General features: G+C 72.1%; 13 protein-coding genes. 7 read left to right on the top strand and 6 right to left on the bottom strand.

Going from position 1 to position 14,387, the window contains the following annotated elements; genetic code table 11:
* Positions 1–22: 22 nt before the first annotated feature.
* From AB4030_RS13875 to AB4030_RS13865, 3 genes are all read left to right on the top strand, one after another.
* Complete coding sequence (locus AB4030_RS13875) at positions 23–1,039, top strand: polyprenyl synthetase family protein (RefSeq protein ID WP_442279789.1); 1,017 nt, start codon at positions 23–25, stop codon at positions 1,037–1,039.
* A gap of 228 nt (positions 1,040–1,267) precedes the next feature.
* Positions 1,268–2,449: an alanine racemase gene (locus tag AB4030_RS13870; protein WP_442279788.1), complete on the top strand. Its 1,182-nt coding sequence runs from the start codon at positions 1,268–1,270 to the stop codon at positions 2,447–2,449.
* Complete coding sequence (locus AB4030_RS13865) at positions 2,442–3,785, top strand: D-arabinono-1,4-lactone oxidase (RefSeq protein ID WP_442279787.1); 1,344 nt, start codon at positions 2,442–2,444, stop codon at positions 3,783–3,785. Before AB4030_RS13870 ends, AB4030_RS13865 begins: the two co-directional genes overlap by 8 nt.
* 40 nt (positions 3,786–3,825) lie before the next feature.
* On the opposite strand, the gene AB4030_RS13860 is transcribed toward AB4030_RS13865, so the two are convergent.
* From AB4030_RS13860 to AB4030_RS13835, 6 genes are all read right to left on the bottom strand, one after another.
* On the bottom strand, positions 3,826–4,140 hold the full coding sequence (locus tag AB4030_RS13860; protein ID WP_442279786.1) for a hypothetical protein: 315 nt from the start codon (positions 4,138–4,140) through the stop codon (positions 3,826–3,828).
* 131 nt (positions 4,141–4,271) lie between these two features.
* On the bottom strand, positions 4,272–5,684 hold the full coding sequence (locus tag AB4030_RS13855) for a class II fumarate hydratase (protein WP_442279785.1): 1,413 nt from the start codon (positions 5,682–5,684) through the stop codon (positions 4,272–4,274).
* A 362-nt stretch (positions 5,685–6,046) separates the two neighbouring features.
* Positions 6,047–7,585 carry an MFS transporter gene (locus AB4030_RS13850; RefSeq protein WP_442279784.1) on the bottom strand — a complete coding sequence of 513 codons (1,539 nt, stop codon included), beginning with the start codon at positions 7,583–7,585 and terminating at the stop codon, positions 6,047–6,049.
* A 36-nt stretch (positions 7,586–7,621) separates the two neighbouring features.
* Positions 7,622–8,626, bottom strand: a complete 1,005-nt coding sequence (gene rarD / locus AB4030_RS13845) for an EamA family transporter RarD (protein WP_442279783.1) — start codon at positions 8,624–8,626, stop codon at positions 7,622–7,624.
* The gene (locus AB4030_RS13840; RefSeq protein WP_442279821.1) at positions 8,623–9,726 is read right to left on the bottom strand and encodes a 2-oxoacid:ferredoxin oxidoreductase subunit beta; all 1,104 of its coding nucleotides are present in this window, start codon (positions 9,724–9,726) and stop codon (positions 8,623–8,625) included. The genes rarD and AB4030_RS13840 overlap by 4 nt, the downstream gene beginning before the upstream one ends.
* A gap of 8 nt (positions 9,727–9,734) precedes the next feature.
* Positions 9,735–11,633 carry a 2-oxoacid:acceptor oxidoreductase subunit alpha gene (locus AB4030_RS13835; protein ID WP_442279782.1) on the bottom strand — a complete coding sequence of 633 codons (1,899 nt, stop codon included), beginning with the start codon at positions 11,631–11,633 and terminating at the stop codon, positions 9,735–9,737.
* Positions 11,634–11,809: 176 nt separating this feature from the next.
* On the opposite strand from AB4030_RS13835, the gene AB4030_RS13830 reads away from it, so the two are divergent.
* Genes AB4030_RS13830 through nuoH form a run of 4 tightly spaced genes read left to right on the top strand, consistent with a single transcriptional unit; the run spans position 11,810 to position 14,287 of the window.
* Complete coding sequence (locus AB4030_RS13830) at positions 11,810–12,169, top strand: NADH-quinone oxidoreductase subunit A (protein WP_442279781.1); 360 nt, start codon at positions 11,810–11,812, stop codon at positions 12,167–12,169.
* Complete coding sequence (locus AB4030_RS13825) at positions 12,169–12,792, top strand: NADH-quinone oxidoreductase subunit B (RefSeq protein WP_442279780.1); 624 nt, start codon at positions 12,169–12,171, stop codon at positions 12,790–12,792. Before AB4030_RS13830 ends, AB4030_RS13825 begins: the two co-directional genes overlap by 1 nt.
* Positions 12,789–13,316 carry an NADH-quinone oxidoreductase subunit C gene (locus AB4030_RS13820; protein WP_442279779.1) on the top strand — a complete coding sequence of 176 codons (528 nt, stop codon included), beginning with the start codon at positions 12,789–12,791 and terminating at the stop codon, positions 13,314–13,316. Before AB4030_RS13825 ends, AB4030_RS13820 begins: the two co-directional genes overlap by 4 nt.
* Positions 13,313–14,287 (top strand): NADH-quinone oxidoreductase subunit NuoH, encoded by a 975-nt coding sequence (nuoH, locus tag AB4030_RS13815; RefSeq protein WP_442279778.1) that lies wholly within the window; start codon positions 13,313–13,315, stop codon positions 14,285–14,287. The genes AB4030_RS13820 and nuoH overlap by 4 nt, the downstream gene beginning before the upstream one ends.
* Positions 14,288–14,387: the final 100 nt, after the last annotated feature.

The raw sequence follows: 14,387 nt of genomic DNA, 5'->3' as shown, positions 1-14,387 counted from the left end.
CGCAGCACGGGCATGGGGTTCGATGACGACGCAAGCCATCCCGCCGATCCTCGGGATCCCCGGGGCGAGCGCGGACCTGTCGGCACGCCTGCGTGACGGGCTGGCTCGGGTCGACGCCGTGCTCACGCAGGTCGTCGACCACGAGGACCCCTTCATCGCCGGCGCCTCCGGACACCTCGTCGAGGCAGGCGGCAAGCGGTTCCGCCCGCTGCTGACGCTCCTCGCCGCCGAGCTCGGCGACGGGATCAACGATGACGTGGTCAGCGCGGCCGCGGGCGTCGAGCTGACCCACCTCGCCTCGCTGTACCACGACGACGTCATGGACGAGGCGAGCGTGCGACGCGGCGTCGCGTCCGTCAACGCCGCCTACGACAACTCGACGGCGATCCTCGTCGGCGACCTGCTCTTCGGCAAGGCGTCCGAGCTCGTCGCCGGACTCGGGGCCGAGGCCGTCCTCATCCAGGCGCAGACGTTCGTGCGGCTGTGCTCGGGACAGATCCGTGACGACCGGGCGTGCCCCGACGGCGTCGACCCCGTCGACTACTACCTCGGGGTCCTCGCCGACAAGACGGGCGTGCTCATCGCGACGGCCGGTCGCTACGGCGTCATGTTCAGCGGCGGTTCGGCCGAGACCGCCGAGCTCATGCGGTTCTACGGCGAGAAGGTCGGCATCGCGTTCCAGCTCGCCGACGACCTCATCGACATCGCCTCCGACGCCGACGACAGCGGCAAGGTCCCGGGCACCGACCTGCGCGAGGGCGTCGACACGCTGGCCGTCCTGCGCTTCCGGGCCATGGCCGACCCGTCCGATGCGACGGACGCGCGTCTGCTCGATCTCATCGACGGCGACCTGACCGACGACGCGCGCCTGGCCGAGGCGCTGGGTCTCCTGCGCGCCCACCCCGCGCTCGCCCAGGCCCGCGAGGAGACGTATGCCGTCGCCCGCGAGGCGCAGGCCCTGCTCGACCCGCTGCCCGACAGCGACGCCAAGGCAGCCCTGCAGGCCCTCGCCCTCAGCGTCGTCGACCGCGTCGGCTGAACCCCGAATCGAAAGAGCGATCCGTCCGGACCACCCGCGATCGAAAGAGCGATCCGTCCGGACCACCCGCAATCGAAAGAGCGATCCGTCCGGACCACCCGCAATCGAAAGAGCGATCCGTCCGGACGGATCGCTCTTTCGATTATGTCTGCGCGCGATCGAGAGAGGATCGTCCGCTCGATCGGGGAGGGGGCCGCGAGGCGGCTGACGCTGGGTAGGGTGCAGGGCATGCATCGCCGCCTGTCGCCGCCCGTCGCGGCGCGCCTCTCGGCTGCCACCGCCGACCTGCCCGCGCCCTTGGCCGTCGTCGACCTCGATGCGTTCGACGCCAACGCCGCCGCGCTCGTGCAGCTCGCTGCGGGCATGCCGATCCGCATCGCGACGAAGTCGCTGCGCAGCCGTCCGCTCATCGAGCGAGCCCTCGGTCGCGACGGTTTCGAGGGGCTCATGTGCTACGCCGTCCGTGAGGCGTTGTGGTGGGCCCGCGACGGCCACGACGACCTCCTCGTCGCCTACCCGAGCGTCGACGTGCCCGCCCTGACCGAGCTCGCGGCCGACCCCGCCCTGGCCAGGGCCGTCATCGTCATGATCGACAGCGTCGAGCACGTCGACTTCATCGCCCGGGAAGTGCCGGGACGCGAGGGCCTGCGCGTGGCGATCGACGTCGACGCCTCCCTTCGCGTCGGCCCGGCCCACCTGGGCGTACGTCGGTCGCCGACCCGGACCCCGGACGAGGTCGAGACCGTCATCCGTCGGGCCCAGGAGCGGGGCCTGGTCGTCGCAGGCCTGATGTTCTACGACGCCCAGATCGCCGGCCTGCCCGACTCGTCGCCGGCCGTGCGCCGGATGAAGAAGGCCTCCGACGCCGAGCTGCGGACCCGCCGCGCCGAGGTCGTCGCAACCGCCCGAGACCTTGCCGACCTGGAGGTGGTCAACGGCGGTGGCACGGGAAGCCTGCACGTCACGCACCGGGACCCGTCCCTGACCGAGCTCGCTGCCGGTTCCGGGCTCTTCGCCCCGACTCTCTTCGACGGCTACGGCGCGCTGTCGCTCCGGCCGGCTGCCTACTTCGCCGTCCCGGTGGTGCGCCGACCCGGCGAGGGGATGGTGACGGCATACGGCGGCGGCTACGTCGCGTCCGGGCCGCCGGGCTGGTCGCGGGTGCCCAGTCCGCTCGCCGAGCAGGACCTCGCCCTGGTCCGGCGCGAGGGCGCCGGTGAGGTGCAGACGCCCCTCGAGGGGCCCGGGGCCGACCGGCTCTCACTGGGTGATCGGATATGGTTCCGGCACGCCAAGGCGGGGGAGCTGGCCGAGCGCTTCGCGGAGTTCGCGCTCGTCAGCGGCGACGGAGGCGACCAGGTCGTGGGGCGGGCTGCGACCTATCGTGGGGAAGGGCAGTGTTTTGGCTGACAGCGAGGGCGGTGTCGGGGGGCGCGTCGTGCGCAGCGTCGACTGGTCCAACTGGGCCGGCACCGAGTCCGCGAGGCTCGCCCGGGTGGCGACGCCGCGCAGCGAGGCCGAGGTCGTCGAGGAGGTCACCCGTGCGGGGGCTCGCGGCCTCCGGGTCAAGGCCATCGGCGCCGGCCACTCGTTCACCGGCGTCGCCGTCACCGACGGGGTGCAGCTGCGGCTCGGCGCCCTGACGGGAGTCACCTCGATCGACGCGACGCGCGGCGAGGCCACCGTCCGGGCGGGCACACCGCTGCACGTGCTCAACGAGGAGCTGGCGGCCTTCGGCTGTGCGCTTCCCAACCTCGGCGACATCGACCGGCAGAGCCTCGCCGGCGCGACCGGCACCGGAACCCACGGCACCGGGCTGCGCCTGACGGGACTCTCGGCAGGGATCCGGGCCCTGCGCATCGTCCTGGCGGACGGGTCGGTGCGCGAGTGCTCGCCGACCCGTGAACCCGAGCTCTTCCAGGCCGCCCGGCTCGGGCTCGGTGCACTCGGCATCATCACCGAGATCACCGTCGGGGTCGTGCCGGCCTTCTTGCTCCACGCGGTCGAACGCCCCGCGTCCCTCACGGCGGTGCTCGAGCACGCGGACGCCGACGTCGAGGCCAACGACCACTTCGAGTTCTACTGGTTCCCGCACACCGACCGGGTCCTGACCAAGCGCAACAACCGCGTGCCCGAGGGCACGCCCAGGCGGCCGCTGCCCACGTGGCGCGAGAAGCTCGATGACGACCTGCTGAGCAACCGTGTCTTCGAGCTGACCAACCGCCTCGCGACCCGGATGCCGCGAGCGACGAGGGGCATCAACGCCGTCGCGTCGCGCGCCCTGAGCGAGCGGCAGTACACCGACAGCTCGCACAAGGTGTTCGTCACGGCGCGCGAGGTGCGCTTCATGGAGTCGGAGTGGGCCTTCCCGCGCGCGAGTCTCTCCGCCGTGCTGCTCGAGCTGCGGGAGTGGGTCGACTCCCACGACGAGCGCATCTCCTTCCCCGTCGAGTGCCGTGTCGCGGCCGCCGACGACGTCTGGCTCTCGACGGCGTACGAGCGGGAGAGCTGCTACATCGCGGTCCACAAGTACCACCGGCAGCCCCGAGGCGCGTACTTCGACGCCTTCGAGGCGATCGCGGTCAACCACGGTGGCCGGCCGCACTGGGGCAAGATCCACACCCGCGACGCCGCCTACCTCCGCGGCGTCTACCCGAGGTTCGACGACTTCCTGGCCGTGCGCGACCGCGTCGACCCCGAGCGGCGCTTCGCCAACCCCTACCTCGAGCGGGTCCTCGGACCCTGACGTGGACCGCGGGGTCGTATGCCGGGTGGCCGGGTCCGCGTCAGACTCCTGAGCGCGCCGTGCGCTGGCGCTCCCACGCGAGGTGCAGGGCGGCCCGGATCGCGTCGGCGTCTCCCGCGAGGTCGGCCTGCACCTTGGCGTGCGCCTCCCAGCGCGGCGGCACCCCGAACGTCGTCGGATGGGCTGAGACGAGGCGTTCCCGGTCCCGTCCACCGAGGCGGACGAGCAGCGTCCCCTGAGCGTCGGCGCGGGCGACGAGCAGCCCGTCGACGTACCACGCGCGCCGCCCCTCGGTGTTGCGGGCGCGGACACCGTCGAGAGCCCGGAGGTGGGCGTCGACGTCGTCGAGAGTCATCTGCCGACCGTAGCCCGACGGTGCGGCCCACGGGGGTCATGAGACCCTGGGGTCACGGGGTCACGGGGTCACCGGGTCACCGGGTCACGGCCACGCGGCATACGACCAGGGGAGCGAAATGGAGGGTTCGGTCAGGCCTGCGTGGCGGGACGGGTCATCGACAGGACGTCGAGGGCGTCGTCGAGCTGCTCCTCGGTGAGCGTGCCGTCCGCGACGTGACCTCGGTCGATGACGACGTCACGGATCGTCCGGCGCTCCTTGACGGCCTGCTTGACCACCGCCGCGGCGGCCTCGTAGCCGATGTAGCGGTTGAGGGGCGTGACGATCGACGGGGAGCCCTCGGCGAGGGTCCGCGCGTGCTCGACCTCGGCCGTGATGCCGTCGATGCACCGGTCGGCGAGCAGCCGGCTCGTCGCCGCGAGCAGCCCGATCGACTCGAGGACGTTCTTGGCCATGACCGGCAGCATGACGTTGAGCTCGAAGTTGCCCGCGGCACCCGCTGTCGTGATGACGACGTCGTTGCCGATGACCTGCGCGCACGCCATGAGCGTCGCCTCGGGCACGACGGGGTTGACCTTGCCCGGCATGATGCTCGAACCGGGCTGCAGGTCGGGCAGGTGGATCTCGCCGAGGCCGGTGCGCGGCCCCGAGCTCATCCACCGCAGGTCGTTGCAGATCTTCGTCAGGCTCACGGCGACGACCTTGAGCGCACCCGACAGCTCGACCACGGCGTCCTGCGCCGACTGCGCCTCGAAGTGGTTCGCCGCCTCGCGGAAGGGCAGACCCGTGACCCCCGAGACCCGCTCGATCACCTGGCGCGCGAAGCCGGGTGCCGCGTTGAGTCCCGTGCCCGCGGCGGTCCCACCGAGGGGGAGCTCGCTCGTCGCCTCGGCGGCGGTGCGCACCCGGCTGGCGCCGAGCTCGATCTGCCGCCGGTAGCCACCGAACTCCTGACCGAGCGTCACCGGCACGGCGTCCATGAGGTGGGTGCGGCCCGCCTTGACGACGTCGGTGAACTCGGTCTCCTTGTGGCCCAGCGTCATCGCGAGGTGCTCGAGAGCCGGGACGAGGTCGAGCACCGCGGCCGAGGTGGCCGCGATGCGCAGCGCGCTTGGGAACGTGTCGTTGCTCGACTGGCCCGCGTTGACGTGGTCGTTGGGGTGCACGTCGAGGCCGGTCGCGAGGTGCGCGATCCGTGCGACGACCTCGTTGACGTTCATGTTCGTGGACGTGCCCGAGCCGGTCTGGAAGACGTCGATCGGGAATGCGTCGTCGTGCTCGCCGTCCGCGACCTCACCGGCCGCCGCAGCGATGGCACGCGCGCGTCCCTCGTCGAGCACCCCGAGCTCGGCGTTGACCTCGGCGGCGGCGGCCTTGAGGCGCGCGAGCGCGTGGACGACGCCCGGCGGGACCGGCTGGCCGCTGATCGGGAAGTTCTCGACGGCCCGCGCCGTCTGGGCGCCCCACAGCGCGTCGGCGGGCACCTGGACCTCGCCCATCGAGTCGTGCTCGGTCCGGAATCCCTGTGCTGCGGCGTCGCTCATGCCCCCATCATGCGCCAGCCCGGGGTCTGCACCGGGCGCACCGGCCTCGCCGACCCCGCCTCGGCGGAGTTGTGGTGGTGATGGGGCTGGTTCGGGGTGCACCGACTCCGCCCGGGTGGAGTTGTGGTGGTGATGGGCTGGTCCGGGGTGCACCGACCCCGCCCCGGTGGAGTTGTGGTGGTGATGGGGCTGGTTCGGGGTGCRCCGACTCCGCCCGGGTGGAGTTGTGGTGGTGATGGGGCTGGTTCGGGGTGCACCGACTCCGCCCGGGTGGAGTTGTGGTGGTGATGGGGCTGGTTCGGGGTGCGCCGACCCCGCCCCGGCGGAGTTGTGGTGGTCGCGGTGGCCGTGAGTCGGGAGGATCAGTGGGTGCTGGAGGCAGTGACGTCGTGGTCGTGGCTCGTGCCCGGGCAGCCCTCGGATCCCGCGCAGGACCACCCGGCAGGCATCGCCGTCGTATGCCGTGTGCCCGGGTGCCCGACGACGACACCCTCCCGCTCGGGCGCGGGCCGCCCCGCCGGGGCCGGGTTGCGGATGAGCGACCACGACAGGACGCCCCCGGCGGCCAGCAGCCCGGCGCAGATGAGCATCGCCGTCCGGTAGGCCGACGAGAACGCCTCGGGCACCGCGTAGTCCGAGCCGCTGAGCCCCACGACCGCCGGTAGGGCCGCGACGGCGAGCAGGCTCCCTGCGCGGGCGACGGCGTTGTTGACCCCGCTCGCCACACCGGCGTAGCGGTCGGGGGCGGCGGCCAGGACCGTGGCGGTGAGCGGTGCCACGAGCAGCGTGAGGCCGACGCCGAAGACGGTGATGCCGGGCAGGATGCCGGTCCAGTAGGTCGAGCCCGCGCCGACACCGGAGAGCAGGAGCACGCCGACGCCGCACACGAGCGGACCGACGGTCATCGGCAGCCGCGGGCCGATGCGCGACGCGAGCTCACCGCCCCGGGCGGCGAAGAGCAGCATGAGCACCGTCACCGGCAGCGAGGCCATCCCGGCGAGCAGCGGACCGTAGCCGAGCACGGTCTGCACCTGGAGGGTGAGGAAGAAGAAGACCGCGCCGAGGGCGGCATAGACGAGCAGGGTCATGGCGTTCGCCGCGCTGAACTGCCGGGAGTCGAAGAGGGCCGGCTGCACCATGGGGTGCGAGCTGCGCCGCTCGACCACGACGAAGGCGGCACCGACGGCGAGACCGAGCGCGCCGACCCCGACGGCAGCCGCGAGACCGAGGGCCTCGTGCTCGATGAGCGCGAAGGTCGTGATGCCCAGGGCGAGCGTCGCCAGGACCGCGCCGATGACGTCGAACCGGGGGTCGGCGTCCTCGTCCCGGGTCTCGGGGACGTGCAGCTGGGCGATCCACACGGTCGCCGCGCCCAGCGGCACGTTGACGAGGAACGCCCACCGCCAGCTCGCGTACTGCACGAGCCACCCGCCCACGAACGGCCCGAGGGCGGCAGCGATCCCGCCGAGCCCGGACCACGTGCCGATGGCCTTGCCGCGGTCGTCGGGGCGGAACGAGGCCTGGATCATAGACAGGCTGCCGGGCGTGAGGAGCGCTCCGCCGATGCCCTGGAGCACGCGGGCCACGACGAGCTGACCGGGTGACTGGGCGAGCCCGCAGGCCGCGGATGCCACGGTGAACCACGCGACCCCGATGACGAAGACGCGCCGACGGCCGAAGCGGTCACCGAGCGAGCCGCCGAGCAGGATGAGGGAGGCGAGAGCGAGGAGGTAGCCGTTGGTGATCCACTGCAGGTCAGCCAGGCTCGCCCCGAGCTCGTGCCCGATCCGCACGAGCGCGACGTTGACGACGGTCCCGTCGAGCAGGGCCATGCCCGAGCCGAGCACGGCGGCAGCGATGACGAATCGACCGGTGCGGGAGCCGAGGGCGATGTCGCTCACATCCGCAGTCTGTCACTGCGGGGGTCCTCCGAGCCGTCAGCGCGGGCAGTCGTCGACCGGCAGGGCCTCGCGACGGGCGGCCCGAGCCCCACGGAGGCTGACGAGCGAGTCGACGGTCAGGACGAGCAGCGCGACCCAGACGATGCCGAAGCCGATCCACCGCTCCCGGGGCATGTGCTCGCCCAGGAGGAGCACCGCGCACAGCAGCTGCATGACCGGGGTGATGAACTGGATGAGCCCGATCGACACGAGCGGGATGCGGCGCGCGGCGGCCGCGAAGCACAGCAGCGGCACGGCGGTGACGACGCCCGACAGGACGAGCAGCGAGGTGTGCACCCCACCGTGCCGGCCGAACTCGAGACCGCCCTGGGCGCCCACGACGAGGAGCAGGACGACGGCGACCGGGGCCAGCACGACGGTCTCGACGGTGAGCCCGTGGATCGCGTCGAGGCTGACGCCGACCTTCTTCTTCGTCAGGCCGTAGAGCGCGAACGACACCGCGAGCGTGAGCGCCACCCACGGCACGCGGCCGCCGGAGACCCCGAGGTAGATGCCGGCGACGATGCCGATGCCGACCGCGACCCACTGCAGCAGGCGCAGCCGTTCGCCGAGCACGACGACGCCGAGTGCGACCGTCACGAGCGGGTTGAGGAAGTAGCCCAGCGCCGCCTCGGACGTGTTGCCCGAGGTCACGGCCGCCACGTAGACGACCCAGTTGACCGCGATGAGCACCGCCGCGACCGCGGTGCCGGCGAGCAGCCGGGGCCGACGCAGCAGCGGCCGGATCCAGCCGAGGTCGCGCACGACGAGCAGCACGACGACGCAGAAGAGCAGGGTCCACAGGATGCGGTGGGCGAGGATCTCCCAGGGCCCGGCGGGCTTGAGCGCGTCGAAGTAGAGCGGGAAGAGCCCCCAGAGGCCGTATGCCGCGAAGCCGAGGAGGGTGCCCCGCCCGACCTCGCCGTGCGGCGCGCTCGACCCGGACCCACGCGTGTCGGCCCCGGTGGGCGCGACGGACGAGACGGTCTCGCGCGCGCTCACGCCCCCACGGTCCAGGTGTCCCGGCCGGCCAGCAGCGCGTCGATGTCGGCGTCGGTGACCTCGCCCGTGCGGGCCGAGGCGATCTGCTCGCGCAGCAGGTCGTCGTAGGTCGGGCGCTGCACGTTGCGGAAGATCCCCATCGGCACGTGGCCGAGGTCGGGGCTGTCGAGCCGCGAGAGCGCGAAGGCCGCCGACGGGTCGGTCGCCGACACGTCGTGGCGCACGATGCGGGCCGGGTCGGCCTCGCCCCGCGGCACGACGTCGAGCGACCCGCGGTCGTCGCGCACGACGACGGTGTCGCCCGCCGCGACCTCCTCACCGTCGGTGAGGTGCAGGATGCGGGCGGCCGCCTCGGTGCGGTCCTTGAGGACGTCGAAGACGCCGTCGTTGAAGATCGGGCAGTTCTGGTAGATCTCGACGAGCGCCGACCCGCGGTGCTCGGCAGCGGCACGCAGCACCCCGGTCAGGTGCTGCCGGTCCGAGTCCATGGTCCGTGCGACGAAGCTCGCCTCGGCCCCGAGTGCGAGCGACACCGGGTTGAAGGGGGTGTCGAGCGACCCGAGCGGCGTCGACTTGGTCACCTGGCCGAGGTGTGAGGTGGGGGAGTACTGCCCCTTCGTCAGGCCGTAGATCTCGTTGTTGAAGAGCAGGATCTTGAGGTTGACGTTGCGGCGCAGGGCGTGGATCAGGTGGTTGCCGCCGATCGAGAGTGCGTCGCCGTCACCGGTGACGACCCAGACCGACAGGTCCTCGCGCGTCGAGGCCAGACCCGTCGCGATGGCCGGGGCGCGCCCGTGGATCGAGTGCATGCCGTAGGTGTCGAGGTAGTAGGGGAAGCGCGAGCTGCACCCGATGCCCGAGACGAAGACGATGTTCTCGCGCTTGAGGCCGAGCTCGGGCAGGAAGCCCTGCACGGCGGCCAGGATCGCGTAGTCGCCGCACCCGGGGCACCAGCGCACCTCCTGGTCGGACGTGAAGTCCTTCTTCGTCAGGGCGGTCCCGTCGGCGAGGCGGGGAACGGCAGCGGTGCCGGTGGCACCGTTTCGGGGGTCCACGGGGGCGGAGCCCTCGTGTGTCGGCATACCCAGGTCGACGGGCAGGTCGGTGGTCACTTGGCGGCCTCCTTCAGGGGCGCGTCCGAGACGGACGCCACGGCGGTGGCGATGACGTCGGCGAGCTCGCCCGCCTGGAACGGCAGGCCGCGCACCGAGGTGTGCGACTCGACGTCGACGAGGTACTTCGCGCGCAGCAGCATCGCCAGCTGGCCGAGGTTCATCTCGGGAACGATGACGCGCTGGTAGGAACGGAGCACCTCACCGGTGTTGGCGGGGAACGGGTTGAGGTGGCGCAGGTGCGCCTGGGCCACGCGGGCGCCGGTGGACCGCGCGAGCCGCACGCCCGCGGCGATCGGGCCGTAGGTCGAGCCCCAGCCCAGCACCAGCACGTCGGCGTCGCCGGTCGGGTCGTCGGCGACGAGCGGGCCGATGGTGTCGGCGATCCCGTCGATCTTGGCCTGGCGCAGCCGCGTCATGTGGTCGTGGTTGTCGGGGTCGTAGGAGATGTTGCCGGTGACGTCGGCCTTCTCGATGCCGCCGACCCGGTGCTCGAGACCGGGGGTGCCGGGGACCGCCCACGGCCGGGCGAGCGTCCCGGGGTCGCGCAGGTAGGGGTGGAAGGTCGGCTGGCCCTTGTCGTCCACGGCGTTGGGCTCGGTCGCGAACTCCACGGCGATGTCGGGCAGCTCGGCCGTCCGCGGCAGGCGCCACGGCTCGGAGCCGTTGGCGAGGTAGCCGTCGGACAGGACGATGACGGGCGTGCGGTAGGTCGTCGAGATGCGGACCGCCTCGACGGCGATGTCGAAGCAGTCGGCCGGGGTCGCCGGAGCCACGACGGCCACGGGCGACTCACCGTTGCGCCCGAAGAGGGCCTGGAGCAGGTCGGCCTGCTCGGTCTTCGTCGGCAGGCCCGTCGACGGTCCGCCGCGCTGGATGTCGCAGACGATGAGCGGCAGCTCGAGCGAGACGGCGAGGCCGATCGTCTCGGCCTTGAGCGCGAGGCCGGGGCCGGACGTCGTCGTGACGCCGAGGGCGCCACCGAAGGACGCGCCGAGCGCGGCACCGACCCCGGCGATCTCGTCCTCGGCCTGCATCGTCGCGACGCCGTAGCGCTTGAGGCCGGCGAGCGTGTGCAGGATGTCGGACGCAGGCGTGATCGGGTAGCTGCCGAGGAAGAGCGGCAGGGCCGCGCGGTGCGCGGCCGCGACGAGGCCGAGCGACAGCGCGACGTTGCCGGTGACGTTGCGGTAGGTGCCGGGGGCCATCGTGGCCGCCGCGACCTCGTAGGCGACGGCGAAGTCCTCGGTGGTCTCGCCGTAGTTGAAGCCGGCGCGCAGGGCCGCGAGGTTGGCCTCGAGGATCTCGGGCTTGTCGGCGAACTTCGCCTTGAGGAACGTCTCGGTGCCGTCCATCGGCCGGGTGTAGAGCCAGGAGAGCAGCCCGAGCGCGAACATGTTCTTCGCGCGCTCCTTCTCCTTGCGGGTCAGGTCGGTGAACGACGCGAGCGCCTCGACGGCGATGGACGTCAGGGCGACAGGGTGCACGACGTAGCTCTCCAGGGACCCGTCGTCGAGCGGGCTCTCGACGTAGCCGACCTTCGAGAGGTTCCGCTTGGTGAACTCGTCGGTGTTGACGATCAGCGTCGCCCCGCGCGGCAGGTCGCGGAGATTGGCCTTGAGCGCTGCGGGGTTCATCGCGACGAGCACGTCGGGCGCGTCGCCGGGCGTCAGGACGTTGTGGTCGGCGAAGTGCAGCTGGAAGCTCGAGACGCCGGGGAGGGTGCCCTGAGGGGCGCGGATCTCGGCCGGGAAGTTGGGCAGCGTCGACAGGTCGTTGCCGAGCAGCGCGGTCTGCGACGTGAAGCGGTCTCCGGTGAGCTGCATGCCGTCGCCGGAGTCCCCGGCGAATCGGATGACCACGCGATCGAGCTTCTGGACCAGTTTGGCACTCATGCTCTGCGACGTCCTCGATCTTCCCTACGATTCACGGCCCGGGGCACTGTGCGGCGGGTAATTTCCATGGTAGATCGCCCTCTGCGGACATTTGCGCGGGTTGCCATCACGTGGACATCACGAGCCGGGCGCGGGGACGACGCCACGGGGCAACGCGCATGGATAGGCTGGCCGTCATGTCCGGGTACGTGGCCGTCGCAGCGGTGCTGGGGGCGGGCGTCCTGCTCGTCACGGCAGCGATGGTCGTTCGGCGCCTGCTGGCCCCGCACGCCCCGCACACGGCCAAGCTGACGACGTACGAGTCCGGCGTCGACCCGGTGGGCGAGGGCTGGGCGCAGACGAAGGTGCGCTACTTCGTCTTCTCCTTCCTCTACGTCATCTTCGCGGTCGACGCGGTCTACCTCTTCCCGTGGGCCACGGTCATCCGGGACGCCGCCCTCGGCCGCGCGAGCCTCGTCGAGATGGGTGTCTTCATCGGCGTCATCGTGCTGGGCCTGGCCCATGCCGGCCGCCGTGGCCTGCTGAGGTGGATGTGATGGATCAGCCGAGCCGGCCCGTGAGCCTCCCGATGCCGACGGTCGGTCCCGCCTCGATGGGCGTGCTCGGTGGCCACGCGCCCAAGCCGATCAAGGTCGTGCTCAACTGGGGGCGTCGCTACTCGCTGTGGGTCTTCAACTTCGGGCTCGCCTGCTGCGCCATCGAGTTCATCGCGGCGTCGATGGGCCGGCACGACTTCATCCGCCTCGGCGTCATCCCCTTCGCGCCCGGCCCGCGCCAGGCCGACCTCATGGTCGTCTCGGGCACCGTGACCGACAAGATGGCCCCGGCGATCCGGCGCCTCTACGACCAGATGCCGGAGCCGAAGTACGTCATCTCCTTCGGCGCCTGCTCCAACTCGGGCGGCCCCTACTGGGACTCCTACTCCGTGACGAAGGGCGTCGACCAGATCGTCCCCGTCGACGTCTACGTCCCCGGCTGCCCGCCCCGCCCGGAGGCCCTGCTGCACGGCATCATCCGCCTCCAGGAGCAGATCGCGAGCGAGCGACTCTCGGCGCAGAAGCTCAAGGGCAGGTATGCCGGCACACGCGTCGGCAGCGCCGGTGACGTCCGCCGCCCGCTGCTGCGTCGCGGCCCGAAGCCGCCGGAGGGTGCCCGGTGAGGGTCACCGACGTGCACGACGTGCCCTTCGGGGAGTGGTCCAGCGCGGTGCTCGCGGCCCGCGAGGAGGGCTACGCGTACTTCGACTGGCTGACCGCCGTCGACGAGACGGATCGCGAGGGTGACGCCGCCGGCTTCGACCTCGTGTGCCACCTGCTCGACACCCGTGCGCCCGGAGCGCTGAGGTCGATCCTGCTGCGGACGCGGGCGCCCGAGGGGGTGCCGGTCCCGTCGCTGACCGCGGTCTTCCGGGGCGCGGCCTGGCACGAGCGCGAGACCCACGAGATGTTCGGCATCGAGTTCGACGGTTTCGACGACGGCACCGGACTCGGCCTGCGACCGCTCCTGCTGCCCGACGGCTTCGAGGGGACGCCGCTGCGCAAGTCGTTCGTGCTCGCCGCCCGCGCCTCCAAGGCGTGGCCCGGGGCCAAGGAGCCGGGCGAGGGCCACGACTCGGCGCGGGCTCCCGGCCGGCGCCGCGTCCAGGCCCCCGGTGTCCCGGGTCCCGAGTGGGGGCCGCGGTGACCCTCCACGTGGCGCCGTGGCTCGAGGTCGTCCTGCGCGCGGTCGCGGTCCTCGCGGCCTTCCTCGTGCTGCCGCTCCTCGTCGGCCAGACCGAGCACAAGGTCATGGCCCACATGCAGGGCCGGCTCGGCCCGATGTATGCCGGTGGCTTCCACGGGTGGGCGCAGCTCGTCGCCGACGGGGTGAAGTTCGTCCAGAAGGAGGACATCACCCCCGCTCGCGCCGACCGCTGGGCCTTCCGCCTGGCGCCGTTCGTCGCGCTCATCCCGTACCTCGTCGCCCTCGCCGTCATCCCGCTCTCGCCGCGCGTCGTCGGGGCCGACGTCGACGCGAGCGTCGTGCTCGTGCTCGCCGTCATCGGCGTCGGCATCATCGGGACGCTGATGGCCGGGTGGGCCTCGGCCAACAAGTACTCCCTGCTCGGGGCCATGCGCGCCGCGGCCCAGCTCGTCTCCTACGAGCTGCCGATGGTGCTCGCCGTCGCCTCGGTGGCGCTCGCCGCGGGCACCCTCTCGCTCGTCGGCATCGCCGAGGCCTGGCACCCGTGGTGGATGCTCTGGCAGCTGCCCGGCGCGGTCGTCTTCCTCGTCGCGGCCCTCGCCGAGCTCCAGCGACCGCCCTTCGACATGCCGCTGGCCGACTCCGAGATCGTCTTCGGCGCCTTCACCGAGTACACCGGTCTGCGCTTCGCGTTCTTCCTGCTCGCCGAGTACGCCGGCATCGTCGTCATGTCGCTCCTCTTCGCCGTGCTGTACCTCGGCGGCTGGGCCGGGCCCTTCGAGCAGTGGGTCGGCTGGCTCTGGACGGTGCTCAAGGGGTTCGTCGTCGCGGTCGTCGTCATCTGGCTGCGCGTCTCCTGGCCCCGCATGCGCGAGGACCAGCTCCAGCGCCTCGCCTGGGTGTGGCTCGTGCCGATGGCCCTGCTCCAGCTCGCGATCACCGCCATCGGCGTGGTGGTGATGACCTCATGACCCAACCGTCGAAAGGCCACCTGTGGCCGCCTCTGACGCGTCGAGAGGCCACATGTGGCCGCCTGACTGGCGTCGAGGAGCGAGCGGAAGAGCGACTGGA

The sequence above is a fragment of the Terrabacter sp. 2YAF2 genome (assembly GCF_052114705.1).
Taxonomy (GTDB): domain Bacteria; phylum Actinomycetota; class Actinomycetes; order Actinomycetales; family Dermatophilaceae; genus Terrabacter.
Note: the sequence above shows the minus strand (reverse complement) of the source record. Positions and strands in the feature narration are given on the sequence as shown.

What these genes read in the sequence shown, in the direction of transcription:
- AB4030_RS13875 (WP_442279789.1), top strand. Translation starts at nt 23, where the DNA reads ATGACGACGCAAGCCATCCCGCCGATCCTCGGGATCCCCGGGGCGAGC.
- AB4030_RS13870 (WP_442279788.1), top strand. Translation starts at nt 1,268, where the DNA reads ATGCATCGCCGCCTGTCGCCGCCCGTCGCGGCGCGCCTCTCGGCTGCC.
- AB4030_RS13860 (WP_442279786.1), bottom strand. Translation starts at nt 4,140, where the DNA reads ATGACTCTCGACGACGTCGACGCCCACCTCCGGGCTCTCGACGGTGTC.
- AB4030_RS13855 (WP_442279785.1), bottom strand. Translation starts at nt 5,684, where the DNA reads ATGAGCGACGCCGCAGCACAGGGATTCCGGACCGAGCACGACTCGATG.
- AB4030_RS13835 (WP_442279782.1), bottom strand. Translation starts at nt 11,633, where the DNA reads ATGAGTGCCAAACTGGTCCAGAAGCTCGATCGCGTGGTCATCCGATTC.
- AB4030_RS13830 (WP_442279781.1), top strand. Translation starts at nt 11,810, where the DNA reads ATGTCCGGGTACGTGGCCGTCGCAGCGGTGCTGGGGGCGGGCGTCCTG.
- AB4030_RS13825 (WP_442279780.1), top strand. Translation starts at nt 12,169, where the DNA reads ATGGATCAGCCGAGCCGGCCCGTGAGCCTCCCGATGCCGACGGTCGGT.